The sequence below is a fragment of the Hymenobacter mellowenesis genome, assembly GCF_030581005.1.
GTDB classification, from domain to species: domain Bacteria; phylum Bacteroidota; class Bacteroidia; order Cytophagales; family Hymenobacteraceae; genus Hymenobacter; species Hymenobacter mellowenesis.
This window is the reverse complement of record NZ_JAUQSX010000008.1, coordinates 42,807-68,785: the sequence shown is the minus strand read 5'-3', so window position 1 is coordinate 68,785 and position 25,979 is coordinate 42,807. Positions and strand designations below refer to the sequence as shown.

At 63.1% G+C, this 25,979-nt stretch carries 16 protein-coding genes; 10 read left to right on the top strand and 6 right to left on the bottom strand.

Going from position 1 to position 25,979, the window contains the following annotated elements; genetic code table 11:
- Nucleotides 1-287 precede the first annotated feature (287 nt).
- From Q5H92_RS15745 to Q5H92_RS15710, 8 genes are all read left to right on the top strand, one after another.
- A complete protein-coding gene (locus Q5H92_RS15745; RefSeq protein WP_305012501.1) occupies nt 288-1,490 on the top strand; it encodes an aldose epimerase family protein in 1,203 nt (400 codons plus the stop codon).
- A 147-nt stretch (nt 1,491-1,637) separates the two neighbouring features.
- A complete protein-coding gene (locus tag Q5H92_RS15740) occupies nt 1,638-3,389 on the top strand; it encodes a ribulokinase (RefSeq protein WP_305012500.1) in 1,752 nt (583 codons plus the stop codon).
- Complete coding sequence (locus Q5H92_RS15735) at nt 3,386-4,087, top strand: L-ribulose-5-phosphate 4-epimerase (protein ID WP_305012499.1); 702 nt, start codon at nt 3,386-3,388, stop codon at nt 4,085-4,087. Before Q5H92_RS15740 ends, Q5H92_RS15735 begins: the two co-directional genes overlap by 4 nt.
- 94 nt (nt 4,088-4,181) lie before the next feature.
- A complete protein-coding gene (araA, locus tag Q5H92_RS15730; RefSeq protein ID WP_305012498.1) occupies nt 4,182-5,669 on the top strand; it encodes an L-arabinose isomerase in 1,488 nt (495 codons plus the stop codon).
- 152 nt (nt 5,670-5,821) lie between these two features.
- Nucleotides 5,822-7,870 (top strand): alpha-L-arabinofuranosidase family protein, encoded by a 2,049-nt coding sequence (locus Q5H92_RS15725; RefSeq protein ID WP_305012497.1) that lies wholly within the window; start codon nt 5,822-5,824, stop codon nt 7,868-7,870.
- Between the two features lie 143 nt (nt 7,871-8,013).
- Nucleotides 8,014-9,843, top strand: coding sequence for an NPCBM/NEW2 domain-containing protein (locus tag Q5H92_RS15720; protein WP_305012496.1), 1,830 nt, complete (start codon nt 8,014-8,016; stop codon nt 9,841-9,843).
- Between the two features lie 104 nt (nt 9,844-9,947).
- Entirely contained in the window at nt 9,948-11,996 is a 2,049-nt protein-coding gene (locus Q5H92_RS15715; RefSeq protein ID WP_305012495.1) for a glycoside hydrolase family 127 protein, read from the top strand.
- A gap of 243 nt (nt 11,997-12,239) precedes the next feature.
- Nucleotides 12,240-14,396 carry an alpha-galactosidase gene (locus Q5H92_RS15710; RefSeq protein ID WP_305012494.1) on the top strand — a complete coding sequence of 719 codons (2,157 nt, stop codon included), beginning with the start codon at nt 12,240-12,242 and terminating at the stop codon, nt 14,394-14,396.
- Between the two features lie 142 nt (nt 14,397-14,538).
- On the opposite strand, the gene Q5H92_RS15705 is transcribed toward Q5H92_RS15710, so the two are convergent.
- Both Q5H92_RS15705 and Q5H92_RS15700 read right to left on the bottom strand, forming a co-directional pair.
- Entirely contained in the window at nt 14,539-15,522 is a 984-nt protein-coding gene (locus Q5H92_RS15705) for a glycoside hydrolase family 43 protein (protein WP_305012493.1), read from the bottom strand.
- A gap of 260 nt (nt 15,523-15,782) precedes the next feature.
- The gene (locus tag Q5H92_RS15700) at nt 15,783-18,605 is read right to left on the bottom strand and encodes a bifunctional transaldolase/phosoglucose isomerase (protein WP_305012492.1); all 2,823 of its coding nucleotides are present in this window, start codon (nt 18,603-18,605) and stop codon (nt 15,783-15,785) included.
- Between the two features lie 325 nt (nt 18,606-18,930).
- On the opposite strand from Q5H92_RS15700, the gene Q5H92_RS15695 reads away from it, so the two are divergent.
- A complete protein-coding gene (locus tag Q5H92_RS15695; RefSeq protein WP_305012491.1) occupies nt 18,931-19,968 on the top strand; it encodes a LacI family DNA-binding transcriptional regulator in 1,038 nt (345 codons plus the stop codon).
- A 124-nt stretch (nt 19,969-20,092) separates the two neighbouring features.
- Here Q5H92_RS15695 and Q5H92_RS15690 read toward each other — a convergent pair whose 3' ends face one another.
- Entirely contained in the window at nt 20,093-21,094 is a 1,002-nt protein-coding gene (locus Q5H92_RS15690; RefSeq protein WP_305012490.1) for an SRPBCC family protein, read from the bottom strand.
- 128 nt (nt 21,095-21,222) lie between these two features.
- On the opposite strand from Q5H92_RS15690, the gene Q5H92_RS15685 reads away from it, so the two are divergent.
- Complete coding sequence (locus tag Q5H92_RS15685) at nt 21,223-21,993, top strand: alpha/beta fold hydrolase (protein ID WP_305012489.1); 771 nt, start codon at nt 21,223-21,225, stop codon at nt 21,991-21,993.
- 2 nt (nt 21,994-21,995) lie between these two features.
- Here the strand turns inward: Q5H92_RS15685 and Q5H92_RS15680 are convergent, their stop codons facing one another.
- The 3 genes from Q5H92_RS15680 to Q5H92_RS15670 all read right to left on the bottom strand — a co-directional run bounded on the left by Q5H92_RS15680 (nt 21,996) and on the right by Q5H92_RS15670 (nt 25,859).
- The gene (locus tag Q5H92_RS15680) at nt 21,996-22,802 is read right to left on the bottom strand and encodes an energy transducer TonB (protein ID WP_305012488.1); all 807 of its coding nucleotides are present in this window, start codon (nt 22,800-22,802) and stop codon (nt 21,996-21,998) included.
- 101 nt (nt 22,803-22,903) lie between these two features.
- On the bottom strand, nt 22,904-24,121 hold the full coding sequence (locus Q5H92_RS15675; RefSeq protein ID WP_305012487.1) for a DUF1501 domain-containing protein: 1,218 nt from the start codon (nt 24,119-24,121) through the stop codon (nt 22,904-22,906).
- 166 nt (nt 24,122-24,287) lie between these two features.
- Nucleotides 24,288-25,859 (bottom strand): DUF1800 domain-containing protein, encoded by a 1,572-nt coding sequence (locus tag Q5H92_RS15670; protein ID WP_305012486.1) that lies wholly within the window; start codon nt 25,857-25,859, stop codon nt 24,288-24,290.
- Nucleotides 25,860-25,979: the final 120 nt, after the last annotated feature.

Below are 25,979 nucleotides of genomic sequence, written 5' to 3'. Positions count from 1 at the left end.
TAACACGCGGCGGCCCCCGTTGCCGGGGCGCTGTGTGGCGTTTGCTGGGCTGGCCACGGGGAGGCCATGCAACGAAGCCGGCAGCCCACAGCTCCCTTAGCAGCATTTCCTGCGCTGGAAGTCAGCAGTGCGCAACTGTGTTGCAGAGATGTCGCAGGCCGTGAGGGCCAGCGTAAAATTCCGGCAATTCAGGAGTTTTGCAGTCAATCTCGCTTGTATCGCACAATCGATTGTGTAGATTTGTGTCACTTGACTCTTCGCAACTGCTTTTCCCCACCCATTTCCTCATGATTTCCTTTCGCCGTTCCCGGCTGCTGGCCGTAACACTGCCCGGCCTGCTGTTGCTGGCCGCCTGCGGGTCCAACCAAACCGCTGAGCAAACTTCCACCCCCACGGCGTCGGCCCCGGCCGATTCCGCCTCAACGAAATCAGCAGCTATGCCCACCTCCGCCTCCTTTGGCAAAACCACCGACGGCACCGAAGTGCAGCTTTTCACCCTCGCCAACGCCAACGGCGTGAAGGCCACCATCACCAACTACGGTGGCACGCTCACCAGCCTGCTCGTGCCGGACAAAGACGGTAAGATGGGCGACGTCATCCTCGGCTTCGACAACGTGAGCGGCTACCAAAGCCCCGAGTTTGTGAAAGCTGGCCCCTACTTCGGCGCGCTCATTGGCCGCTACGGCAACCGCATCAAGGGCGGTAAATTCACCCTCGAAGGCAAGGAATATACCCTCGCCAAAAACAACGGCCCGAATAGCTTGCACGGTGGCCTCAAAGGCTTCGACAAAGTGGTGTGGCAGGCCGAGCCCGGCACCGGCGCCGACGGCCAGAGCCTGAAGCTCACCTACGTGAGCAAGGACGGCGAGGAAGGCTACCCCGGCACCCTAACCGTGGCCGTGGTGTACACCCTCACCAACGACAACGCCCTCAAAATCGACTACACCGCTACCACCGATAAGGCCACGGTGCTGAACCTGACCAACCACGCCTACTTCAACCTGAACCACGGCGCCGGCAAGGACGTGCTGAACCACGAAGTGACGCTGCCCGCCGACCGCTACACCGTGGTGGACGCCACCCTGATTCCGACCGGCGAGCTGCGCCCGGTGAAGGGCACGGCCTTCGACTTCACCACGCCCCACGCCATCGGCGAGCGTATCGGCCAGGTGCCCGGCGGCTACGACCACAACTGGGTGCTGAACACCGCCACCGGCGAGCATGCCGCCGCCACCGTGTACGACCCCGCCACCGGCCGCACCCTGGAGGTGACCACCGACCAGCCCGGCATCCAGTTCTACACCGGCAACTTCCTCGACGGCACCCTCAAGGGCAAGGGCGGCACCGTGTACGGCAAGCACGCTGGCTTCTGCCTCGAAACCCAGCACTTCCCCGACTCGCCCAACCAGCCCAAGTTCCCCAGCACCGAGCTGAAGCCGGGCGAGACGTACCACACCGTGAGCACCTACAAGTTCGGGGTGCGGAAGTAGTATCGATAACGAAACCTGAACGTCATGCAGAGCGCAGCGAAGCATCTTGCCCGCGCAACGCAACTCAATCGACAGGATTAGTGGTGGCGGGCAAGATGCTTCGCTGCGCTCTGCATGACGTGCTGCAATTAACCCCAAAAAACACCCGTGGACCAAACCCCTCCCGCCTACGTCATCGGCGTCGACTACGGCACCGACTCCGTGCGCGCCGTACTCGTCGATGCCCGCACCGGGGCCGAAAAGGCCCAGGCCGTGCATAATTATACGCGCTGGAAAACCCTGCAATACTGCAACCCGGCCAAAAACCAGTTCCGCCAGCACCCGCTCGACTACATCGAAGGGCTGGAAAGCGTGGTGCGCCGCGTAGCTCAGCAAGTACCCACCGACCAGATAAAGGGCCTGGCCGTGGACACCACCGGTAGCACGCCCGGCCCGGTAAATGCCAACGGCGTGGCGCTGGGCTTGCTGCCCGAGTTTGCCGACAACCCCAACGCCCAGTTCGTGCTCTGGAAAGACCACACGGCCCTGGCCGAAGCCGCCGAAATCAACCACAAAGCCCGCACCTGGGGCGGCGAAGATTTCACCAAGTACGAAGGCGGCATCTATTCGTCGGAGTGGTTTTGGGCCAAAATCGCCCACGTAGTGCGCGAAGACGCGTCCGTAGCCCAGGCCGCCCACTCCTGGATGGAGCACTGCGACTGGATAACGCTGCTGCTCACCGGCGGCGAGCTGGCCAGCTTCAAGCGCAGCCGCTGCGCCGCCGGACACAAGGCCATGTGGCACGAGAGCTGGGGCGGCCTGCCGTCGGAGGAGTTTCTGGTGCACCTCGAACCTAAACTGGCCGGTTTACGCAATCGATTATTCACCGAAACTTACACTGCCGATGAAGTGGCCGGCCACCTCTCCGAAGAGTGGGCCGAGCGCCTTGGGCTGAGCACCGACACTGTAGTAGCCGTCGGCTCCTTCGATGCTCACGCGGGCGCCGTGGCGGGTGAAATCGAAGCCTATTCGATGGTGAAGGTGATGGGCACCAGCACCTGCGATATTGTGGTGGCGCCGACCTCCGAAGTGGGCGCCCACCTCGTGGCCGGCATCTGCGGGCAGGTGGATGGCTCGGTGATTCCCGGCATGCTCGGACTCGAAGCCGGCCAGTCGGCCTTTGGTGACCTGCTGGCCTGGTTCCGCCAGATGCTGGAGTGGCCGCTGCAAAACGTGCTAAGTACTTCCAAAGTCCTGACGCCCGAGCTGCAAGCCGCCCTGCGCGAGGAAATGAGCGAGCAACTGCTCCGGCAGCTCAGCGAAGCCGCCGCGAAGGTGGACCCGGCCGAGTCGCAGGTATTGGCCCTGGACTGGGTGAACGGCCGCCGCACCCCCGACGCCAACCAGGCCCTGAAAGGCGCCCTGATGAATCTGACGATGGGCACGAGTGCGCCCCAGGTGTTCCGGGCGCTGGTGGAGGCCATCTGCTACGGCTCGAAGCAGATTGTGGAGCGGTTTGAAGCCGAAGGCATTGCCATTAAGCAGGTCATCGGCATCGGCGGCGTGGCGAAAAAGTCGCAGTTCGTGATGCAGACGCTGGCTGACGTGCTCGACCGGCCCATCAAGATTGCCGTGTCGGAGCAGGCACCGGCGCTGGGCGCGGCCATGTACGCGGCCGTGGCCGCCGGCATCCACGCCGACGTGCTCACGGCCCAGCAGGCCATGGGCAGCGGCTTTGCCGAAACCTACACGCCTAACCCCGCCCGCGTGGCCGACTACGCGGCCCGCTACGCGCAGTACCAGGCATTCGGCCGGTTTGTGGAAAGTAGCGTGGACTCTGCGAGTCCGCGCCCGAACGACGGACAAATAACTTCCGCCACGCGCGGACTCGCAGAGTCCACGCTACAACCCACCGCATGAGCCAATACCAGGACCTAAAACAGGCGTGCTACAACGCCAACATGCAGCTGCCCAAGCTCGGGCTGGTGCTCTTCACCTTCGGCAATGCCAGCATGGTTGACCGGGAGAAGCGTGTGTTTGCCATCAAGCCCAGCGGCGTGCCCTACGAACTGCTGAAACCGGAGGACATTGTTATCCTCGATTTTGCCAACAACGTGCTGGAAGGGGAGAAGCGACCGAGTTCCGATACCAAAACCCACGCCGTGCTCTACACGCATTGGGAGCACATCGGCGGCATCGTGCACACGCACAGTACTTACGCCACGGCCTGGGCCCAGGCGCAGCGCGACATCCCCATCCTCGGCACCACCCACGCCGACCACCTCACCGTGGACATTCCTTGCGCCCCGCCCATGGAGGATGCCATGATTGCGGGCGACTACGAGCACCAGACCGGCTGGCAGATTCTCAATGAGTTCCAGCGGCGCGGCCTCTCGCCTAGCGAGGTAGAAATGGTGCTGCTGGCCAACCACGCCCCTTTCACCTGGGGCAAGACGGTAGATAAGGCCGTGTACAACAGCGCCGTGCTGGAAGAAGTGGCCCGCATGGCCTACCTCAGCTGCACCCTGCGTCCGGAGGTGCCGCGCCTCAAGGATGCCCTCATTCGCAAGCACTACGAGCGCAAGCACGGCGCGAATTCCTACTACGGACAGTCGTGATGTAGCGTGGACTCTGCGAGTCCGCGCATCACCTGGCCTACTTAATTAACATTCATGCGCGGACTCGCAGAGTCCACGCTACAAGCAAAAATTCATGATTGACATTTCGCATTACGAAGCCTGGTTCATCACCGGCACCCAGCACCTCTACGGCCCCGAAACCCTGGAAGAAGTGGCCCGCCACTCGCAGGAAATTGCAGCGGCGCTGGGCAGTAAGCTGCCCGTTAAAATCGTTTACAAGCCCATACTGAAAACGCCGCAGGAGATTTACCAGCTCATGCAGGAAGCCAACCAGGCCGAAAACTGCGTGGGTCTGATTGCCTGGATGCACACGTTTTCTCCCGCCAAAATGTGGATAAACGGGTTGAAAATCCTGCAAAAGCCGCTGGCGCACCTGCACACCCAGTTCAACCGCGACATTCCGTGGGCCGACATCGACATGGACTTCATGAACACCAACCAATCGGCGCACGGCGACCGGGAGTTTGGCTTCATCGGCGCCCGCATGCGGCTGAAGCGCAAGGTGATTGTGGGCCACTGGCAGAGCGCGGCGGTACACGAGAGCCTGAGCATCTGGAGCCGCGTGGCCTGCGCCTGGGCCGACTGGCAATCGGCCAAGTTCATCCGTTTCGGCGACAACATGCGCTACGTGGCCGTGACCGAGGGCGACAAGGTGGAAGCCGAAATCAAGTTCGGCTACGAGGTGAACACCTACGGCATCGGCGACCTGGTGGCCGTGGTGAACGAGGTGAGCGACAGCCAGATTGACGAGCTACTGGCCACGTATGAAAAAGAATACGAGCTGGCCGCCGACCTGAAAGCTGGCGGCGCCCAGCGCGAGAGCCTGCGCGAAGCCGCCCGCATCGAGGCCGGGATGCGCAAGTTCCTGCAGGACAAGGGCGCCAAGGGCTTCACCGATACCTTCGAGGACCTGCACGGCATGGCCCAGCTGCCCGGCATCGCCACGCAGCGGCTTATGGCCGAGGGATACGGCTTCGGCGGCGAGGGCGACTGGAAAACCTCGGCGCTGGTGCGCGCCATGAAGGTGATGGGCGCCGGCCTGCCCGGCGGCAACTCCTTCATGGAGGACTACACCTACCACTTCGAGCCCGGCAACGAGCAGGTGCTCGGCTCGCACATGCTGGAAATCTGCCCGAGCATTGCCGAAGGCAAGGTGAAAGTGGAAGTGCATCCGCTGGGCATCGGCGGCAAGGCCGACCCGGCTCGCCTGGTGTTCAACTGCCCCGCCGGCCCCGCCCTGAACGCCACCATCGTGGACCTCGGCAACCGCTTCCGCCTGATTGTGAACGAAGTAGAAGCCGTGCTGCCCGCCGCCGACCTGCCCAAGCTGCCCGTGGCCCGCGTGCTCTGGAAAGTGCAGCCCAGCCTGGCCGTCGGGGCCGCCGCCTGGATTCTGGCCGGCGGCGCCCACCACACCGGCTACAGCCAGAACCTGACGGCTGAATACCTGGAAGATTTCGCCGAAATGGCTGGCATCGAGTTCGTGGTAATTGACGCCGATACCAAGCTGCGGACGTTCAAAAACGAACTGCGGTATAACGAAGTAGCATTCCGAGCCTAGACAGAACGATGTAGAGACGCGACACTTCGCGTCTCGGCGTCTGCTCGTTCGCGGTTCGATTCGTTCGGGCGCGTCCGTCCAACGCCGAGACGCGAAGTGTCGCGTCTCTACATCGTTCCCAGCCAATCGCCTTGCACAAAATCCCACCACCCATGACCTTCTCCCCAGCCCAGCGCCTACTGGGAGCGGCCGCCTTGGCCCTGACCAGCATCCTGACCAGCCCCGTCGCCCGCGCCCAAAGCCCGGCCCCGGCCACCATCATGGTGCAGGTGAACAAACCCGGTGCGGCCGTGCCCAAAAAAATGTACGGTCTGTTTTTCGAGGACATCAACTTTGCGGCTGATGGCGGGCTGTACCCCGAGCTGGTGAAGAACAAGTCGTTTGAATACGACGACCACCTCATCGGCTGGAAGGCAATTAAAGGCGCGGCGGGGCTGGAAAGCTACCTCGTGTCGAACGACCGGCCCATCAGCAACGCCAACAGCCACTTCCTGCGCCTGAGTGCCAAAACCGCCGGCTCGGATGCCGGCTTCGTGAACGAGGGCTTCCGGGGCATGGGCGTGAAGGAAGGCGCCGAATACATATTTTCGATTTACGCCCGCAAGGGCGGGGGCGGCGTGAGCGGCCTGACCGTGACGCTGGAAGACGGCGGCCGCGCCCTGGCGCAGGGCCAAATCATGGGCCTTACCGGCGAGTGGAAGAAGTACACGGTGGTGATGAAACCCTCGGCCACGGCGGCGAAAGCACGCCTCAAGCTGACGATGGATGGCGCCGGCGCGGTGGACCTCGACGTAGTGTCGCTCTTCCCGAAAGACACCTGGCTGAAGCGGGAGAATGGTCTGCGGCCTGACATCGTACAGCTGCTCAAGGACATGAAGCCGGGTTTCCTACGCTTCCCCGGCGGCTGCATCGTAGAGGGCATGACGCTGGATAACCGCTACCAATGGAAGGAAACCATCGGCGACGTGGCCTCGCGCCAGCCGATGATAAACCGGTGGAACAAAGAGTTCAAGCACCGCTACACGCCGGATTATTACCAGTCGTTCGGGCTGGGCTTTTTCGAGTATTTCCAGCTTTCCGAAGATATTGGGGCCGAGCCGCTGCCCATTCTGAACGTGGGCATGGCCTGCCAGTATAACTCGGCCGAGCTGGCCCCGGTGAGCAGCGCCTCCAAGGGCCCGAACGCGCCCGCTCTGGCCGACGAGCCGACGCTGGATACCTTCATTCAGGACGCGCTGGATTTGGTGGAATTCGCCAACGGCCCAGCCACTTCCACCTGGGGCGCCAAGCGTGTGGCCATGGGCCACCCCACGCCCTTCAACCTGAAGATGATTGGTATCGGCAACGAGCAATGGGGGCCGCAGTACCTGGAACGCTACGAGCCGTTTGCCAGGGCGTTGAAGGCCAAGTACCCAAACATCCAGCTGGTGAGCAGCGCGGGGCCCAGCCCCGACGGCGCCAACTTCGACCTGGCCACCAAGCGCATGCGCGAGCTGAACGCCGAATACATCGACGAGCACTACTACGCCAAGCCCGAGTGGTTTCGCCAGAACGTGGGGCGCTACGACAACTACCCGCGCACCGGCTCCAAAATCTTTGCCGGCGAGTACGCGGCCCAGAGCGCGGGCATCGCCAGCCAGGAAAACAAGAACAACTGGGATTGTGCCCTCTCCGAAGCTGCCTTCATGACCGGCCTGGAGCGCAATGCCGACGTGGTGGCCATGGCCTCCTACGCCCCCATGCTGGCCCACGTCGACGCCTGGCAGTGGACGCCCAACCTGATTTGGTTCGACAACCTGAATGCCTACGGCACGGTGAACTACTACGTGCAGCAACTTTTCAGCCAGAACAAGGGCACCACCGTGCTGCCCGTGCAGCTGCCCGGCGGCGCCAAAAATGGCACCGACAACCTCTTCGCCAGCGCCGTGGCCGACGACGCGGCTGGCGACCTCGTGGTGAAGCTGGTGAATTATTCCAGCGCCCCGCGCGCCGTGCAGGTGAGCCTGGCCGGCGCCAAAAAGCTGGGCAAGTCCGGCCGCGCCCTGGTAATGGCGGCTGACGATTTAAACACCCAAAACAGCCTAAAAGAACCCCGCAAGCTGGTGCCCCAAGAGGCCAACTTTGTAGTGAAAGGCAGCACGGTGAGCTACACCCTGGCTCCGAACTCTCTCACGGTGCTGCGTGTGCCGGGCCGGCGGTAGGGGCGGGGCCTGCCCCCGACTATCGTCCGAACCGTCTGGCTCCCCCTCTCCTTCGGGAGAGGGGGCCGGGGGGTGAGGCGTCCGCCAGAACGGCAACCGTTTGAGCCGGGCGCCACGCCCCAAAAGCCGCCCCAATCCCACCCATGAAAAACCTGAAACCGCTGTTGGCGGCCGGCTTGCTGGCGGCCACCCTTCCCGGCCACGCCCAAAAAGCAGCGCCCAAAACCGACTTCCACCAGTGGGCGCCCACGCCGCCCAGGGGCTGGAACAGCTGGGACTGCTACGGCCCCACCGTGACCGAAGCCGAGGTGAAAGCCAACGCCGATTACATGGCGAAAAACCTCAAAAGCAGCGGCTGGGAATACGTGGTGGTGGACATCCGCTGGTACGTGGGCAACGACACGGCCCACGGCTACAACGAGAAAAACCCGGACTGGAACATTGACGAGTACGGCCGCTTCGTGCCCGCCCCGAACCGGTTTCCTTCGGCCGCGGGCGGCAAAGGGTTTAAGCCGCTGGCCGACTACCTGCACGGCAAGGGGCTAAAATTCGGCATTCACATCATGCGCGGCGTGCCGGTGGTGGCGGTGCAGCGCCGGCTGCCCATCCTCGGCACCAAGCTCACGGCGGCCGACATCTACAGCAAGGAGGGGCAGGCGCGTTGGCTGCGCGACATGTACACCGTGAAGGAGGGGCCGGGCGCGCAGGAATACTACGATTCGCTATTTAAGCTCTACGCCTCGTGGGGGCTGGATTTTGTGAAAGTTGACGACCTGTCGGAGCCCTACCACAAGCCGGAAGTGGCGATGATTCGGCGGGCCATTGACAAGACCGGGCGCAAAATCGTGTTCAGCACCTCGCCCGGCGAAACGCCGATTGCGGAGGCCAAGCATGTGGCCGCGAATGCCAACATGTGGCGCACCGTGGGTGACTTCTGGGACAGCTGGGAGCAGCTCAAGGAGCATTTTGAGGTGTGCGAACGGTGGGCGCCGCACATTCAGCCCGGTGCTTTTCCGGATGCCGACATGCTGCCGCTGGGCCGCCTGGGCATCCGGGCCGAGCGGGGCAACGACCGCATGACCCGCTTCACCCGCGACGAGCAAACCACGCTGATGACGCTGTGGAGCATCTTCCGCTCGCCCCTGATGTTCGGCGGTGACCTGCCCAGCAACGACGCCTTCACCCTCGGCCTGCTTACCAACCCGCGCGTGCTGGCCGTGAACCGCAGCAGCACCCACAACCGCCAGCTGTTCCGTCGCGGCGACCTCGTGGCCTGGACGGCCGACGACCCCGCCACCGGCGACAAGTTCCTGGCCCTCTTCAACGCCCAGGACCAAGAGCTGGCCCCTGCCAACGCCGCCGCCTGGGCCAGCGGCCCCCTCAACCGCCAGACGCCCAGCCAGGCAGCCGACATCGACATCACCGGCGCCACCAAGCTTTACCTCAACGTGCGCGACGGCGGCGACGGCACCGCCTGGGACCACGCCGACTGGCTGAATCCCACCCTGAGCAACGCCGACGGCAAAACCTTGCCCCTCAACTCGCTGCCCTGGCGTAGTGCCACGGCCGGCTGGGGCCAGGCCACGGTGGGCAAGAGCGTGTCGGGCGCGCCGCTGCTGGTGGTGGGCCAAACGGCCGAAACCGGCATCGGCACCCACGCCAATTCCATCATCGAGTACGACCTGCCGGCCGGCTACACGCGCTTCCGCACCACGCTGGGGCTCGACCAGGCCGCGGCCCGGCAGAACACCGGCGGTACCATCGGCGGCCTCCTCTTCACCACCAGTCCCTACCGGCCCGCCCCGGCCGATTCGGTGCGCGTGCCCGTGGCGCTGCGGGAGCTGGGGCTGCCCGCCGGCGCCCGCGTGCAGGACCTGTGGACGGGCCGGCAGCTGGGGCCGGTTACGGGCGAGTTTGCGCCTTACGTGCGGCGGCACGGCGCGCGGCTGTACCGCATTTCAAAACCGAAGTAGAGACGCAATATTTTGCGTCTCGTCGTCCGCACCGCTTGGACGCATCCACACATCATCGTTCAACGACGAGACGCAAAATATTGCGTCTCTACATCGAATCAATCATGCTTACTTCTAAATCATTCCTCTTTCTCCTCGGCCTGACCGGCACCCTGCCGCTCGCCGCCCAGCAGCGGGCCGACTACCCCATTCAGGCCGTGCCATTCACTAAGGTGAAGCTGACGGATAACTTCTGGCAGCCGCGCCTCCAGACCAACACCAGCGTAACCATTCCGGCTTCGTTTCAGCGCTGCGAGGCCACGAACCGGGTGAAGAATTTTGAGATGGCGGCAGCGCATTCGGGCAAGTTTGCCACCACCTACCCCTTCGACGATACCGATATTTACAAGACGCTGGAGGGCGCCTCGTACTCGCTCAGCCTGGAGCCGGACAAGAAGCTGGAAGCTTACCTGGATGAGCTGATTGCCAAGGTGGGCGCGGCTCAGGAGCCCGACGGCTACCTCTACACCGCCCGCACCATCGACCCGGCCCACCCACACGCCTGGGCGGGGAAGGAGCGCTGGGAAAAGGAGCGGGAGCTTAGCCACGAGCTGTATAACTCCGGCCATCTCTACGAGGCGGCCGTGGCTTACTACCAGGCCACGGGTAAGAAAAACCTGCTCAATATCGCCCTGAAAAATGCTGATTTGGTGTGCGCCACCTTTGGGCCCGGCAAGCGGGCCGTGGCGCCGGGCCACGAAATCGTGGAAATGGGCCTGGTGAAGCTCTACCGCGCCACCGGCAAGCCGGAATACCTGAGCACCGCTAAGTTTTTCATCGAGCAGCGCGGGCACTACAAGGGCTACGACGCCAAGAGCACCGACGTGTGGCGCAGCGGCCAGTACTGGCAGGACGACAAGCCCGTGGTGGCCCAAACCGAGGCCGTGGGCCACGCCGTGCGCGCCGAATACCTCTACTCGGCCATGGCCGACGTGGCCGCCCTCACCGGCGACAAGGCGCTGCTGGCAGCCGTGGATACCATCTGGAACAATATGGTGGCCAAGAAGATGTACGTGACCGGCGGCACCGGCGCGGTGGGCGGCGGCGAGCGGTTTGGCGACAACTACGAGCTGCCCAACGCCACGGCCTACAACGAAACCTGCGCCTCAGTGGCCGATATCTACTGGAACCAGCGCATGTTCCAGCTGCACGGCGACGCCAAGTACGCCGACATCATGGAGAAGGTGCTCTACAACGGCCTGATTTCGGGCGTGGGGCTCGATGGCAAGTCGTTCTTCTACAGCAACGCCATGCAGATAAAAAACAGCACCGGCTTCAAGGACACCGAGCCGGCGCGCTCGGGCTGGTTCGATTGCTCGTGCTGCCCCACCAACCTGGCGCGGCTGTTTCCGTCGCTGCCCGGCTACGTGTACGGGCAGAAGGGCCGGGATATTTACGTGAACCTCTTCGTGAGCGGCAGCACCGATTTGGCGGTGCAGAACAAGGCCGTGCGCCTTACCCAGCAAAACAATTACCCCTGGCAGGGCGACCTGAAATTCACCGTGAACCAGGCCGCGACGTCGGATTTCAACCTGCTGGTGCGCATTCCCGGCTGGGCCCGCAACGAGGCCATGCCGTCCAATCTGTACACCTTCGCCACGCCTTCGGCGGAGAAAGTTGTCATCAAAGTGAATGGCCAGCCGATTGATTATCAGCTGCGAAACGGCTACGCCGTGCTGGTCCGCAAGTGGAAGAAGAACGACATGGTGGAAGTGAACCTGCCGATGGAAGTCCGCACCGTGGTGGCCCATCCCAGGGTACTCGACGACGCCGGCAAAGTAGCCCTGCAGCGCGGCCCGGTGATGTACTGCGCCGAATGGAAGGACAACGACGGCCGCGCCAGCAACATCATCGTGCCCGCCGGCACCACCTTCACCGCCACCCCCAAGCCCGACGTGCTCAACGGCATCACCGAACTCTCGGCCACCGTACCCGTGGTAAAACTGGACGTGGCCAACAACAGCATCAACACCGTGCGCCAGACCCTGACGGCCATCCCGTACTACGCCTGGGCCAACCGCGGCAAGGGCGAAATGACCGTGTGGTTTCCGCAGCAGGTGACGGATGTGGAGCTGGTGACGCGCCCGGCCAAGGACGTGTCGCAGGGGAAGTAGGGGCGTCGTTCTGGCGGGCGCCTCACTCCCTGACCCCCTCTCCTTGGGGAGAGGGGGCACCGGTTATGCGTGGTTGTAGCGTGGACTCTGCGAGTCCGCGCGTTGCAGAACGTTCGCCAAGACGCGGACTCGCAGAGTCCATGCTACAACTTGTCAAGCGCCCCTCTCCGGGAAAGGGGACGGGGATGATATGAACCGCATGCGCCAAATGCGCTAATATTGAACGCCAATTCTTCGTATCCCATGCTCCTGCGTCGCCTCTGCTGCCTGCTGCTGCTCACCTGTTTCGCGCCCGCCATGGCCCAATCTCCGCCGCCCATCGCCATCGAAACCGAGCACCTGAGCCTGGTACTGGCCGTGGGCAATAACCACCGCCTCTACCAGACTTACCTGGGCGCGAAGCTGGCCCCGGCCGACTTCCAGACCCTGCCCACCCGCCACGAAGCCTACGTGCCCGCCGGCACCGACAACCTCTTCGAGCCCGCCCTGCGCATGGTGCACGCCGACGGCAACCCCTCGCTGGCGCTGGAATTTGTGGAGGTGCAAACCAACCCGGCCGGCGAAGGCGTGACGACCACGACCATCCACCTGCGCGACCCACAATACCCGGTGGACGTGCGCCTACACTTCACGGCCTACCGCAGGGAAGACGTTATCAAAACCTGGACGGAAATCGTGCACCGCGAGAAAAAGCCGGTCATGCTCACCGCCTACGCCTCGGCCATGCTGCATTTCGATGCGCGGCACTACTGGCTCAGCCAGTTCCACGGCGACTGGGCCGAGGAGGCCAAGCAGCAGGAATCGGAGCTGACCAGTGGCGTGAAAGTCATCGACACCAAGCTGGGCACCCGTGCCGGCTGGTACCAGACGCCCAGCTTTTTCCTGGCCCTCGACAGGCCCGCCGACGAAACCAGCGGCGAAGTGCTGGCCGGCTCACTGGCCTGGAGCGGCAATTTCCGGCTGGCGTTCGAGGTTGATAATCAGGAGGCGTTGCGGGTGTCGGCGGGCATCAATCCCTACGCTTCGGAATACATGCTGCCGGCCGGGCAGCCGTTCGTCACGCCCGAGTTCATCTTCACTTACAACACCACCGGCAAGGGCCAGGCCTCGCGCAACCTGCACCGCTGGGCCCGCCAGCACGGCGGCACCCTGGATGGCACCGCGCCGCGCCCCGTGCTGCTTAACAACTGGGAAGCCACGTATTTCGACTTCAACGAAGCCCGGCTCGATGGCCTGATGGCCGACGCGGCCCGGCTGGGCGTTGATTTGTTTCTGCTCGATGACGGCTGGTTTGGCAACAAGTACCCGCGCAAGGACGACCGCCAGGGCCTCGGCGACTGGCAGCCCACCACCACCAAGCTGCCCAACGGCGTGGGCCACCTCGTGCAAACCGCCACCAAGGAAGGCATCAAGTTCGGCATCTGGCTGGAGCCCGAAATGGTGAACCCCAAGAGCGAATTGGCCGAAAAGCACCCCGACTGGCTGCTGAAACTACCCAACCGCGCCGAGGACCTGTACCGCCAGCAACTGGTGCTCGACCTGACCAACCCCAAGGTGCAGGACTTCGTGTTCAAAACAATTGATGAGCAGCTGAGCCAGGGCGTGGCCTACGTGAAATGGGACTGCAACCGCATGATTAGCAGCGGCTACTCGCAGTATCTGGGCCGCGACCAGTCGCACCTCTACGTCGATTACGTGCGCGGCCTCTATAGCGTAATGGCCCGTATGCGCCAGCAGTACCCGCACCTGCCCATGATGCTGTGCAGCGGCGGCGGCGCCCGCGCCGAGTACGGCGGCCTGAAATACTTCACCGAATTCTGGGCCTCCGACAACACCGACGCTTTCGAGCGCGTGTTCATCCAGTGGGGCTTCTCCAACTTCTTTCCCTCTAACACCATCGCCAGCCACGTCACCAACTGGAACCGCAGCCACTCGCTGAAATTCCGCACCGACGTGGCCATGATGGGCAAGCTCGGCTACGACATCGAAGTGGATAAAATGACGCCCGACGAGCTGAAATTCAGCCAGCAGGCCGTGCGCGACTACAAGCGCCTCAGCCCCGTCATCTGGCAGGGCGACCTGTTCCGCCTGCGCTCGCCCTACGAAAGCAACCAGGCCGCGCTGCTCTACGTGGCTGAAAACCAGGCCCAGGCCGTCGTCTTCGGCTACAACCTGCACACGCGCTTCAACGAAACCGTGCGGCCGGTGAAGCTGCAGGGCCTCGACCCGGCCCGGCGCTACCGGCTCACCGAAATCAACCTCATGCCCGGCCAGAAATCGCGCCTGCCCGCCCACGGCCAAACCTACTCCGGCGACTACCTGATGAAAATCGGCGTGCTACTGAGCGACCCGGAGGCCAAGCCCCTGACCAGCCACGTGCTGGAGGTGACGGCGGAGTAGGTCACGGAAAAAAACGTCATGCAGAGCGCAGCGAAGCATCTCGCTTGTGGTAGTAACTCAATAGCATTGAATAGTGACAGCACGCGAGATGCTTCGCTGCGCTCTGCATGACGTTATAAACCACTCTCTTACGTAGTGATGACTACTTCGCCGCCTTCACGCCTTCCGTCGTCATCACCACGCGCTTCATCGTGCCGTCCTTGTTGTAATACAGGTAGTCGATGCAGACCGAGCGGCGGTAGCTGCCGCCGTCGGTGTTGATGGCGCCGTTGTGGTAGATGAAGTAGGACTGGCCTTTGAAGTCGATGATGGCCTGGTGGTTGGTGTTGGAGTTGCCGGCTATCTCGTTCAGAATGCCTTTGTACTGCCACGGGCCTTCGAGGCTGCGGCTCATGGCGTACACGATTTTCTCGGGAAATTCCGAGGCGTAGCTCAGGTAGTACCAGCCATTGTGCTCGTGCACCCATGGCGCCTCGGTGAAGCGCGGTAGCCCGGCCACAGTCTGGATGGGGCCATCGAGCTCCGTCATGTTGGCCTTGAGCTTGGAGTAGTAGCAAGTGGTGTTGCCCCAGAACAGGTAGGCCTGGCCCTTGGCGTCGATAAACACCGTGGGGTCGATGTCGGCCCAGCTGATTTTGTCGGTGGTCATGTCGGGCGCAATCAGGGCCGAACCGCGGGCGTCCTTGAAGGGGCCGGTGGGGCTATCGGCCACCGCCACGCCAATGGCCTTGCCGTGGATGCTGCCGTGCTCCACGGCCGCGTACCAGTAGAACTTGCCGTTGCGCGCCACCACCTGCGAGGCCCAGGCATCGTCCTTGGCCCAGGCAAAATCCGACACCTTGAGCGGTATCGGGTGCTCGGTCCAGTTCACCATGTCGGTCGAGGAGAAGCAGAGCCACTCGTTCATCACGTAGCGCTCCTGGCGGGCGGGCGCCTCGTCGTGGCCGGTGTAGAGGTATACCGTGCCCTTTTGCACCATGGCGCTGGGGTCGGCCGTGTATTTATTCCGAATGATGGGGTTGCTGCCCGGCGCTGGTGCGGACGTCGGCGCCGTTTGAGCCAGTGCAGCAGAGGTGGCGCTGAAACAGAGAAACAGGCTGCACAATCGATTGTGTAAAGTGGGCATAAAAAAGGGTTTAATGGATGTTCGCGGCCGTTAAATGAGGTTGAGTACTGGTAAAAGTAGACAGAAAAAGAACGTCATGCTGAGCGCAGTCGAAGTATCTCTACCGCTTCGCTTGTCATGCTGACGAAGGAAGCATCTTTTCACCGTCGAACTGTTAGTTCTAACCTGATAAGATGTTTCGCTGCGCTCAACATGACAAACGAAGCGGTAGAGATGCTTCGACTACGCTCAGCATGACGTTCTTCTGTCAGTGCAGAACGCTATTTCAGTTCCAACGCCGCCAGCATGGTCTTCAACCCCGCTTCCGCGTCGTTGCCAAGGTTCACGCGCAGGGTGCGGCGGCCATTATCCAGCAACGCCTGCAGGTCGCCCAGGGCCTGGGCATTCTTGAAGGTGCCGAAGGTGTAGGAGCGGCCGGGCAGGGCCAGGTCCTGCGGGTTGTCGTCGGTGAACTGGATGAACAGGCCGGTGTTGGGGCCGCCCTTGTGGTACTGGCCGGTGCTGTGCAGGAAGCGCGGCCCGTAGCCCGAAGTGGTGGCGATGTGCAGGGCATTCTGCACGCGCTGGCGTAGCTCCAGCAGGCTGGCGCTCACGGCGGGCGTCTCGGTCAGGTAGGCTTGCAGGCACATGAAGTCGCCGGGCTTGGCTTGGGCGAAGAAGGCTTTGAGCACGCCGGCAGCGCCGTCGCCGTGGGCGGCGGTGTAGTAGTCCACGCCGTTTTCGCTGGCGGCGGGTTTTTCGCCTTCGGGCAGCTTGCCGTCGGCTTCCACGGCCTTCATCAGCTTGTCGGTGGCGGTTTTGGCGGCCTGCACGTTGGGCTGGTCGAAGGGGTTGATGCGGAACACGGCGCTGGCCACGGCCGTGGCCACTTCCCAGCGGTAAAACTCTTGGCCGAGGTCGAAAGCGTCCTTCATCAGCAGGGTGATGACGGGGTGGCCGGCGGCTGCCAGGGCCTGCAGCTTGCTGGTGTTGGCCTCGTCGGCCTCGCCCTTGTAGCCCACGTACACAAACACGCGGTCGGTGCCATAAATGCCGGGCTCGCCCAGCGGCTCGCCGGCCACGGGCAGGATGCCCTTGCCTTCCTTGCCGGTGCTTTCGGCCAGCAACTGCTCCAGCCACAGGCCGAGGTCGTGCAGCGAGTCGGGCACCACCAGCGTGAGTTTGTCGCGGCCCTGCTCGGCCAGCACGCCGAGGGCGGCGCCCAGCTCCAGGCCGGGGTTTTTGTCCGTTGGGCCGTAGGCGCCGCAGGCGCGCATCATCAGGATGGCGCGCTCCAAAATCTCGCCGATGGGCAGGCCGTAGAGGGCGGCCGGCACCAGGCCGAAGTAGGTGAGGGCCGAAAAGCGCCCGCCCACTTCGGGGAAGTTGAGGAAGATGCGGCGGTAGTTGGCCTCGGTGGCGTCGGTCACGAACTTGGAGCCCGGGTCGGTGATGGCCACGAAGTTTTCGCCGGCCTTGTCGCCCTTGATTTCTTTGACTTTGGCGTAGAAATAGTCGCCGAAAGCCAGCGGCTCGGCCGTGGTCCCGGATTTGCTGGCCACGATGTACAGCGTCTCGGCCAGCGGCATGGAGGCTTCAATCTCGCGCACCGTGCCGGGGTCGGTGGTGTCGAGCACCGAGATGGGCAGGCCGTTTTCGCCCTGCGGGAACGACGATTTGAACACAATCGGGGCCATGGTGCTACCGCCCATGCCCATTACCACCACGTGCTTGAAGCCGGCGGCCTTCACCGAAGCCACAAACTGCTCGATTTCGGTCACGCGGCCCACCATCGTTTCGGCCACGCGCAGCCAGCCCATGAAGCTGCGGATGCTGTGCTGCCCGGCTTCGTCGTTGGTCCACAAGTCGGCCTTCTTGTCCCAGAAGCCGTGCACGAAGTTGTCGGCTTTGAACTTTGCAATCTGCGCGTCAACGTCGGCCTGGAATTTCCCCAGCTCCATTTTGGCGTCGTCTATCTGGTCTTCCAGGGCCAGAGCGCGCTTCTTTTCGATGGACTGCATGAGCTTGGCGAAGGGCTCCTTGAATTTCTGGGCGCCGTCTTCTTCAAGGTGTTGGGTCAGCTCCTCCAGATTCAGGCCAAGCTCGGGCAGGCGGGCCAGCACTTCTTTCGAGTGCTCCAGGTTGCCTTCGATGGTGGTGGCCACCTTGCCGCTTTTGCCGAAGAGGTCGAGCGTTTCCACCGGCACGGTATTCACCGTGTGCGGGCCGATGAGGCCGTCGACGTAACGTAGGTTGTCGTATTTGGGGTTTTTATTGCCGGTGCTGGCCCACAGCAGGCGCTGGGTTTCGGCACCCTTGGCGGCCAGGGCCTCCCAGCGCGGGCCGGCGAAAACTTTCTTGTAAATCTGGTAGGCCTGCTTGGCGCTGGCAATGGCCACTTCGCCCACGAGGCTTTGAGCCAGCGCGGCTTTTTCGCCGCCTTCGGCCGCGATTTTTTCCAGCTTGGGGTCAATCAGCACATCTATGCGGCTCAGGAAGAAGCTGGCCACCGAGTCGATACGCGCCAGCGGCTCGCCCTTGGCGGCGCGGTCTTCGAGGCCGGCGATGAAGGCTTCGGCCACCAGGCGGTAGCGTTCCAGACCAAAAATCAGGGTCACATTCACGTTCACGCCTTCCGAGATGAGGCGGCGGATGGCGGGCAGGCCTTCGAGCGTGGCCGGCACTTTTATCATCACGTTGGGGCGGTCCACGGCTTTCCAGAGGGCCAGCGCCTCGGCGATGGTGCCCTCAGTGTCGTTCACCAGCTCGGGCGATACTTCGAGACTCACGTAGCCGTCGGAGCCGTGGCCGGCGCCGTCGTAAAGCGGGCGGAACAGGTCGCAGGCGGCCTGTACGTCGGCCACGGCCAGATTGGTGTAGATTTCATCTGTGGTTTTGCCCTGCAAAGCCAGCGCCTTGATGGCCGAATCGTAGTCGGCCGTGTCGCCGATGGACTTGGCGAAAATGGCCGGGTTTGAGGTAACGCCGCGCAGGGCTTCGTTTTGGATGCGGTGTTGCAGCTTGCCGTCGATGATGATGGGGCGGCTGATGAAGTCCAGCCACAGGCTTTGGTCAAACTGACGGATGTCAACGAGAGGGTTCATAGAGGTGCGGTTGAGTTAGTGCGCCAAAGGTCCGGAAAGAATGGCGTTGATTTCAAGCTATACGGGATAATGTGCGAGGAGAAAAGAAAAAACTGAAACGTCATGCAGAGCGCAGCGAAGCATCTCGCGTGCTGTCACTAAGCCTGACGATTGGATTACTACCACACGCGAGATGCTTCGCTGCGCTCTGCATGACGGTTATAATAACATCTTAACACCGCCTCCGCAGTAGCTTTACGGGCAACTGTTTCCGTTGCGCCGCACTTCAATGGCCGCCCGTCGCCCCCGCCCCGCTGCTTCTGCCGAAGCCGTCCGCCCCGTTTCCATGGCCGATTTGGCCCGGGAGCTGGGCGTGTCCATGACCACCATCTCGCGGGCCCTGAGCGACCACCACAGCATCGGGCCGTCCACCAAACAGGCCGTGCTCAAGCTGGCCAAAAAGCTCAACTACCAGCCCAACCACCTGGCCGCGGCCCTGCGCAAGGGCCGCAGCAAGCTGCTGGGCGTGATGGTGCCCTACATCGAGGGCCGGTTTTTCGCTTCCGTGGTGCACGGCATCGAAACAGCCGCCAGCCGGGCGGGCTACAGCGTGATTATGTGCCAGTCGAACGAGGACGTGGCCCAGGAGCGGCGCAATATCGAAACGCTGCTCAGCGCTCAGGTGGCGGGCATTCTGGTGTCGGTGTCGCGCACCACGCTCGACTTCCGCCACTTCGAAAAAGTGCGCAAGCAGGGCGTGCCGCTGGTGTTTTTCGACCGCGTGCTGGAAGGTGAAAATATTAACTCCGTGGTGCTGAACGACCAACAGGGCGCGTTTCTGGCCACCCGCCACCTGCTGGCGCAGGGTTGCCGTAGCATCGCGCACTTGGCCGGCCCGCAGCATCTCAATATCTACAAAAACCGCCGCCAAGGCTACCTCGATGCCCTGAGCAGCAGCGACATCACGCCCAATGAGAGCCTGATTGTGGAGTGCGATATGAGCGTGGAAGGCGGCCAAACCGCTATGGCCCAACTGCTGACCCTGCCCAATCCGCCCAACGCCGTGTTCTCGGCCGGCGACTCAGCTGCCTTGGGCGCCCTGCAACTGCTCAAGAGCCGGGGCGTGCGCGTGCCGCAGGACGTGGCCCTCGTGGGCTTCAGCAACGAGGCCCTGACCCTGGTGGCCGAGCCCAACATCACGTCCGTGGACCAGCGCTGCGAGGAGATGGGCCAGGCCGCTTTCCGCCTCTTCACCGAGCTGGTAGAGGCCGGCAACGCGCCGATTTCGCAGCGGCAGGTGGTACTGCAACCGCAGCTGTTTGAGCGGGCATCATCGCTGCTTGGGGTGACTGATAAATCCCCGGAAGCCAATCCGGCGGCGTAGGCGCCAGCGCGTGTTTAAGGTCTTGAACGACGTAGGGGCGAGGCTTGCCCCCGCCCGGACGCTGGCGCCGTTTCAACGATTTCTTTCAACGTCCGGGCGGGGGCAAGCTCCGCCCCTACGTCGTTCAATTGTGTGCAATAAAGCCGAAACGGCTGTAGTGCGGTCGCGCCGCCACGGCAGCAGCGGTGGCGCCTGCAGCCTCGCAGCGTCGTTGCAGCACGGCCAGGATGCGGCCCTGGATTTCGCTCATCACGTAGCCCGTCCAGAGGCCGGCGTACCAGTTGAGGTGGGTGCTGAGGCGCTGCTCGCTGTGGAGCACCAGCCGGGTGCGGCCGGGGCCGGCGGGCTGCAGCTCGTAGGTGCCGCGCAGCACGTCGAAAAACCGGCCGCCCACGATGACGTGCTCATCGAACGTGGTAGGCGGAATGGTGGCTGTGTTGGGTACAATGCTGAACGAGAGACGCCGCAACGGCTGCCAGTCGTCCACGGTTTCGATGAACTCGACGCCGCGCTCGAAGGTGGCGTGGCGCACGCCGCCCACGCCCTCGTGCGTGAGCGTGGCTTCCACCGGGCGCGGAAAGCCGATGTCGTCAATCAGACTATGACCCAAATCATGCGCCTGAATGGGCGCCACGCGGATGATGTGCTGCCAGACCACGGCGGGCGGGGCGTTGATGATGACCGTGTTTTCGATGCGCCGGAAGGAGTCGGGGTTGCTGAGCTGGTTTTCGAGCGGCGCGGCCAGGAAGGGGAGCAGAGCGAAGGCGGTTACGACCAGGGTTTTGTCGTTCTTTTTTTCCTGCGGGTCGGCCAGGCCTGCGTAAAAAGAAGCCCCGATACAGGCCAGCAGCAGATACAGCGGGCCGATAATGACAATGCAGATAAAGCCTTCCAAATGAAATAGCAGCGCGAAGAACAGAAAAAGCATCACCGCTGAGAATGGCGCCACCACCAGCCGGCGCCATTTGCCCTCCGTCGGCGGCGAGTAGTGGGCCGTGATGGCGCCAATGGCCACGGGCGTGATGCACAAAAACGAACCGGTGAGCAGGCCGCTGTCGTTGATGAATTCTTCGCCCAGCACGAAGCGCGCTGTCAGAGAATACAAGAGCCCAATGCCAATGGCCATAAAATAAGGAATACGGCGCCGTGCAATCTGCATGAGTAGTTTTGGTGGAATTGAAACGCTGGTGCCGGCTGGCCCGAGGCATCTTCGGAAACCGTGGCCCCCAACCGTTTCGCAAGGTAATTGCTCCTATGACTCCCACGCCGTCCCACCTGCCCACCATCGTTTTCCTCCACGGCTTTGCCGAAAGCCGCGAGGTCTGGACTGATTTCACCCGCTCCTTCCCCGACGACTACCGGCTGCTGACGCCCAACCTGCCCGGCCACGGCACCAACCTGGCTCCCGTGCCCGACTTCTCGATGGAAGCCCAGGCCCGCCACGTCATCGACTACCTCAACCAGAAAGACTGCCCCCACCCGGTGCTGCTTGTCTGCCACAGCATGGGCGGCTACGTGGCCCTGGCCCTGGCCGAGCGCTGGCCCCAGCGCGTGGCCGGCCTGGCCTTCATCAACTCCACGGCCCTGGCCGACACCGACGAGAAGCGCCAGAACCGCGAAAAGAACATCGGCTTCGTGGAGAAATACGGCGTGGCCAAGTTCATGGAATCGTTCGTGCGCCCGCTCTTCGCGCCCACCAACCGCGACCGGCTGACCGACGCCCGCGGCCTGCTCGAAGAAATCGGCAAAGCCACCCCCGAAACCACCATCACCGGCGCCCTGCGCGGTATGGCGGCCCGGCCCGACCGCACTGCCGTGCTCAGCAAAGCCGCTTTTCCGATGTTGATGGTGGCCGGCAAGCACGACGTGGCCGTGCATTTTGAGGACGCCGTGCGTCAGGCCGCGCTACCGCCCGTGGGCTCGGCCCTGTTTCTGGAAGGCAGCGGCCACCTCTCGTATCTGGAGCAGCCCGAGCCCACGCGCCGGGCCGTGCTTGCGCTGGCCAGCGCGGTGTTTGGGCGGTAGCGTTACTGGATTTTGAAGGTGAGGGGCATTAGGTAGAAAATGCGCACGGGCTGGCCCTGCAGCATGGCCGGCACAGTGGCTGCGGGCAGCGTCTTCACCACGCGCAGCACCTCGGCATCGAGGGCCGCGCCGGCCGAGCTGATAATCTGGGCGTGTTCGATGGCACCGCTGGGAGCCACTTCAAAGTACACATAAACGGCGCCTTGCTGCTGCGCGCGCAGCGCCTCCGCCGGGTATTTCGTCTGCATCTGCATGTAGGTCGATAGGCCTTTTTTGGGCGAAGTCAGATTGGCGAGGATGGAGGGGATGGCCAGAGCGCGCTCTAGATAGACGTTGCGCTGCGCCCGCAAGAGCGCGGCAAAATCCGGGAAAACCGGGTCCGTGTCGGCATAGGCATATGGTTGCGCGGCCAACGGCGTCGAAAAATCGAGCGCGACAAAGGTGCGGGGCACGCGGCCCGGTTTGGCATCAGGGTCGGGAGTACCAGGCTCCAGGGCCAACATGTGGGTTTGCAGGTAGCTCAGCGCCCCTTGGGCGGCCTTGTTCGTCATGAGCTCAGGCGGGTTGGCGCCCCACACCTTGAAGTTGGTGGGCTCGCGGCCATCCTTCAACTCTACCCGCACCACGGCCAGGCCGGTTTGCCCGGCGCCAAACAGCCGGGCGCTGCGGTACATCAAAGCCCGGAGCGAATCGGGGCCGCCGGGGTAGTGCGGGCCGGTGTAAGCAGCCGGAGTAGTTTGGGCCTGGCCGATAATCGGCGCAATGGCCAGCCCTGCCAAAAGACAGGCGGCACCTAAAAATCGATTCATGGGTAGCTAAAACGATGAGCGCGCAAGCTACTCCGCCGAATACAAAACCGCCCGGCCTTCTGTCAGAAAACCGGGCGGTTAAGTTGGAAAGATGAAGCGGACTACACCAGCCCCGGCATGCGCTCGAAGCCGGTGCCGAGGATGGCGGTGTCGTCGGCCCCCAGCCAGTCTTTGAGTACGCTGGCGTAGATGCTGCGGAAATCGACCTGATGGCGCAGGTCGCCCTGGTCGAGGTTGGCGAGGTCGGGGGCGTCGTTGAGGACGCCTTTTTTCTGGAGGGCGCCGCCGGCCAGGAAGAGGTTGTTAGCCGTGCCGTGGTCGGTGCCGTTACTGGCGTTCTGGCCCACGCGCCGGCCAAACTCGCTGAACACCAGCACCAGCGTGTTGTTCCACTGGTCGTGCTGGCGCAGGTCATCGGCCAGGGCGGCTAGGCCATTGCCGAGGTCGGTGAAAAGGCGCTGCTGCTGCTCCTGCTGCCGCACATGGGTATCGAAACCCGACAAAGCCAGGTAAAACACCCGCGATTCCACGCCGGAGTTAATCAGCTCGGCGGTGGTTTTCAGGTTTTTGCCGAAATCGGAGTTCGGGTAGGTAACCGTCGACTTGTAAATCTTCGACTTGTCGTACAGGTAATCGGCCGACGACGCGGTTTCGGCCAGCGTCTTGTAGAGGTAGTCTACCTGGTCCTGATGCTCGGGCGCGGCTTCCTTGCTCACCTTGGAGAGAAAGCGGTTTTGGGTGATTTGGTGGAATTTATCAGCGTTTTTTAGAGCCAAGCCCTTGCGCCGGGCGCCTTTCATGGCTAGGCTCAACGTGTCGTCGATTTCGAGCGCGTTGTATGGCCGCTGGCAGTCGGGACAGCTCGAATCAAGGTAGCGGCCCAGCCAGCCGGTGCTCACCACTTGGTCGGAGCCCGAGCCCGACTGCCAGATGTCCATCGAGCGGAAGTGCGAGCGGTCGGGGTTGGGGTAACCCACGGCGTTCAGCACGGCCAGCTGGCCCTGGTCGTACAGCCCTTTCAGCCCTTTCAACGCCGGGTGCAGGCCCATATCCTTATCCAGCGCCAGAATCCCATCGGCTTCTTTGATGCCGAGCGTGGGCCGGGCCTTATAGTACAGGTCGTTTTTGTAAGGAATGACGGTGTTCAGCCCATCATTGCCACCACCCAGCTGCACCACAATCAGGCGGCGGGCACCAGTAGCGTCGCGCAGCCGGGCCAGGCCGGGGCCGCGGTCCAGGGCGTGCAGAAACTTGGGTACCAGCAGCAGCGTGCTGGCCAGGGCGGAGTTGCGGAGGAATTCGCGGCGGGTGGTAGCCATAAGTTTGTTTTCGGAAAAGGAAGGAGGAAAGGGGGCAATTGAAATATCAGAACGTCATGCAGAGCGCAGCGAAGCATCTTTACCGCCCAACGCAATTCATTTACTTAAGCAGTAAAGATGCTTCGCTGCGCTCTGCATGACATTAAAAAATTGAATTTCAACTCAGTTACGCCAGCTGATATTCCGGCAGACTCAGCAAGCTCACCAGCGTGGCGCGCAACGCCTCGGCCGGCTCTTTCTGCTGCGCCGCCTGCTGCACCAGCTGCAAATTCTCGGGCCGGATGTTGGCTTGTAACAAAAAGGCACTGAGCTTCTCGGGCTGCTGGGCGGCGGGCGTTGCGCCCAGCAGCTGTTGCAGCGGGGCCAGCGGCAGGTGGGCGCCCGCGCCGGGCCGCACGGTGCGCTCGGCCTTGGTCATATTCGGGGCGATGTCATTCTCGTCCTGCTTGAGCGCCACCGCGAATTCGGCGTTTTTGAAGAGGATGGAAGGCAGCTGCAGGCGCAGCAGCAGCGACGACGAATCTATCCAGTTGCGGCCGCCGGGCCAGCCGGCCACGTTCGGCGGCTGAAACAGGTTTTGGCCCAGCGCGCGCTGGTAGCCCAGCAGCGGCTGGCTGTTGTCAATCTTCACGTTGAGCGTGCGGCGAATGCCCGCCAGCAGTTCCACGGGGCTCTTGATATGGGTGCCCACGTTGGCCGGCTCGTAAAACCAGTCGGCCGAAAACAGGCGCTCCATCAAATCGGTCAGGTCGTAACCACTCCTGCGGAAGGCCACCGCCAGCGGCTCGATGTGGGCCGGGTTGGGCACGTCGTTCACGAAGAAGCGGTAGATTTTCGTGACCAGAAACGTGGCCGCCGCCGGCTGCGCCAGGATGTGCTGGAGCACGTCCTCGCCGGTCAGGTTGCCGGTTTTGCCGAGGAAGGTTTTACTGCCCGCGTCGTGTTCCCGCTCCCGGAACTTGAAGCGGCCCTGGTAGTCGGAGCCCCAGCCGGTGAAGGCGCGGGCGGCTTCTTTCACGTCGTTTTCGGTGTAGTTGCCGCGGCCCAGCGTGAAGAGCTCCATCACCTCGCGGGCGAAGTTTTCGTTGGGGTGCTCCTTGCGGTTTTGCTGGTTGTTGAGGAACTGCAGCATAGCCGGCTCCTGGCTCACGGCCAGCAGCAGGTCGGGAAATTTGCCCAGCGCGTGCTGGCGCATGGCGTTGTGCAGGCTTAGGGCCGCATCGGGCTGGCGCACGCGGCAGGCGAAGTGCCCGTGCCAGAACAGCACCATCTTCTCGCGTAGCTGGGCTGGCGAGGTGGCCATGCGCTCCATCCAAGCCGTGCTCATGTTGTTGTAAGCGTCGCGGATGCCCTCGTTCTGCATCTTGCGTTGCTCGGGTGTGAGGTCGGCGCGGCGCAGGCGAGGCACGCCGGCCGCAATGGTGCCGCCCCGGAAAGCTGCCCGCGGGCGCATGGGCGCCACCGGCGGCACGGGTGCGCCGGGAGGGGCGGGCTGGTCGGGCGTGGTCACCATGCCGTTCGGCACGGGGTTGTTTTTGATGGAAGCCGGGTCGGTCATGGCCATACCCTGCGGGTCGGCGTAGCTCAGGGCCGGGCCGACCAGGGGCTCGTACTTCTCGGAATCGTGTAGGAGCTGACGCAGGGCTTTGCGCGGGCTGAGGCCGGCGGACACGTCTTGCGGGCGCGGGCCGAAGCCGGCGCGCCAGTATAAGTGCTGGAGTTGCTGGGCGCTGTTCATGTCTTTAAGACGCGAACCAGCAAGCGGGGTTTAATGAGGCGTGGGCCAACGGAACTTCATGGAACGTCTCGGCTGCGCTCGACATGACGTTCCATGAAGTTCCGCATTTCTCATTAAGCG

Excerpts from the sequence above, each read along its gene's own strand:
- Q5H92_RS15705 (WP_305012493.1), bottom strand. The coding sequence starts at position 15,522 with ATGCCCACTTTACACAATCGATTGTGCAGCCTGTTTCTCTGTTTCAGC.
- Q5H92_RS15685 (WP_305012489.1), top strand. The coding sequence starts at position 21,223 with ATGACTCCCACGCCGTCCCACCTGCCCACCATCGTTTTCCTCCACGGC.
- Q5H92_RS15720 (WP_305012496.1), top strand. The coding sequence starts at position 8,014 with ATGAAAAACCTGAAACCGCTGTTGGCGGCCGGCTTGCTGGCGGCCACC.
- Q5H92_RS15700 (WP_305012492.1), bottom strand. The coding sequence starts at position 18,605 with ATGAACCCTCTCGTTGACATCCGTCAGTTTGACCAAAGCCTGTGGCTG.
- Q5H92_RS15690 (WP_305012490.1), bottom strand. The coding sequence starts at position 21,094 with ATGGCCATTGGCATTGGGCTCTTGTATTCTCTGACAGCGCGCTTCGTG.
- Q5H92_RS15715 (WP_305012495.1), top strand. The coding sequence starts at position 9,948 with ATGCTTACTTCTAAATCATTCCTCTTTCTCCTCGGCCTGACCGGCACC.
- Q5H92_RS15680 (WP_305012488.1), bottom strand. The coding sequence starts at position 22,802 with ATGAATCGATTTTTAGGTGCCGCCTGTCTTTTGGCAGGGCTGGCCATT.
- Q5H92_RS15695 (WP_305012491.1), top strand. The coding sequence starts at position 18,931 with ATGGCCGATTTGGCCCGGGAGCTGGGCGTGTCCATGACCACCATCTCG.
- Q5H92_RS15745 (WP_305012501.1), top strand. The coding sequence starts at position 288 with ATGATTTCCTTTCGCCGTTCCCGGCTGCTGGCCGTAACACTGCCCGGC.
- araA (WP_305012498.1), top strand. The coding sequence starts at position 4,182 with ATGATTGACATTTCGCATTACGAAGCCTGGTTCATCACCGGCACCCAG.
- Q5H92_RS15735 (WP_305012499.1), top strand. The coding sequence starts at position 3,386 with ATGAGCCAATACCAGGACCTAAAACAGGCGTGCTACAACGCCAACATG.
- Q5H92_RS15670 (WP_305012486.1), bottom strand. The coding sequence starts at position 25,859 with ATGAACAGCGCCCAGCAACTCCAGCACTTATACTGGCGCGCCGGCTTC.
- Q5H92_RS15725 (WP_305012497.1), top strand. The coding sequence starts at position 5,822 with ATGACCTTCTCCCCAGCCCAGCGCCTACTGGGAGCGGCCGCCTTGGCC.
- Q5H92_RS15710 (WP_305012494.1), top strand. The coding sequence starts at position 12,240 with ATGCTCCTGCGTCGCCTCTGCTGCCTGCTGCTGCTCACCTGTTTCGCG.
- Q5H92_RS15675 (WP_305012487.1), bottom strand. The coding sequence starts at position 24,121 with ATGGCTACCACCCGCCGCGAATTCCTCCGCAACTCCGCCCTGGCCAGC.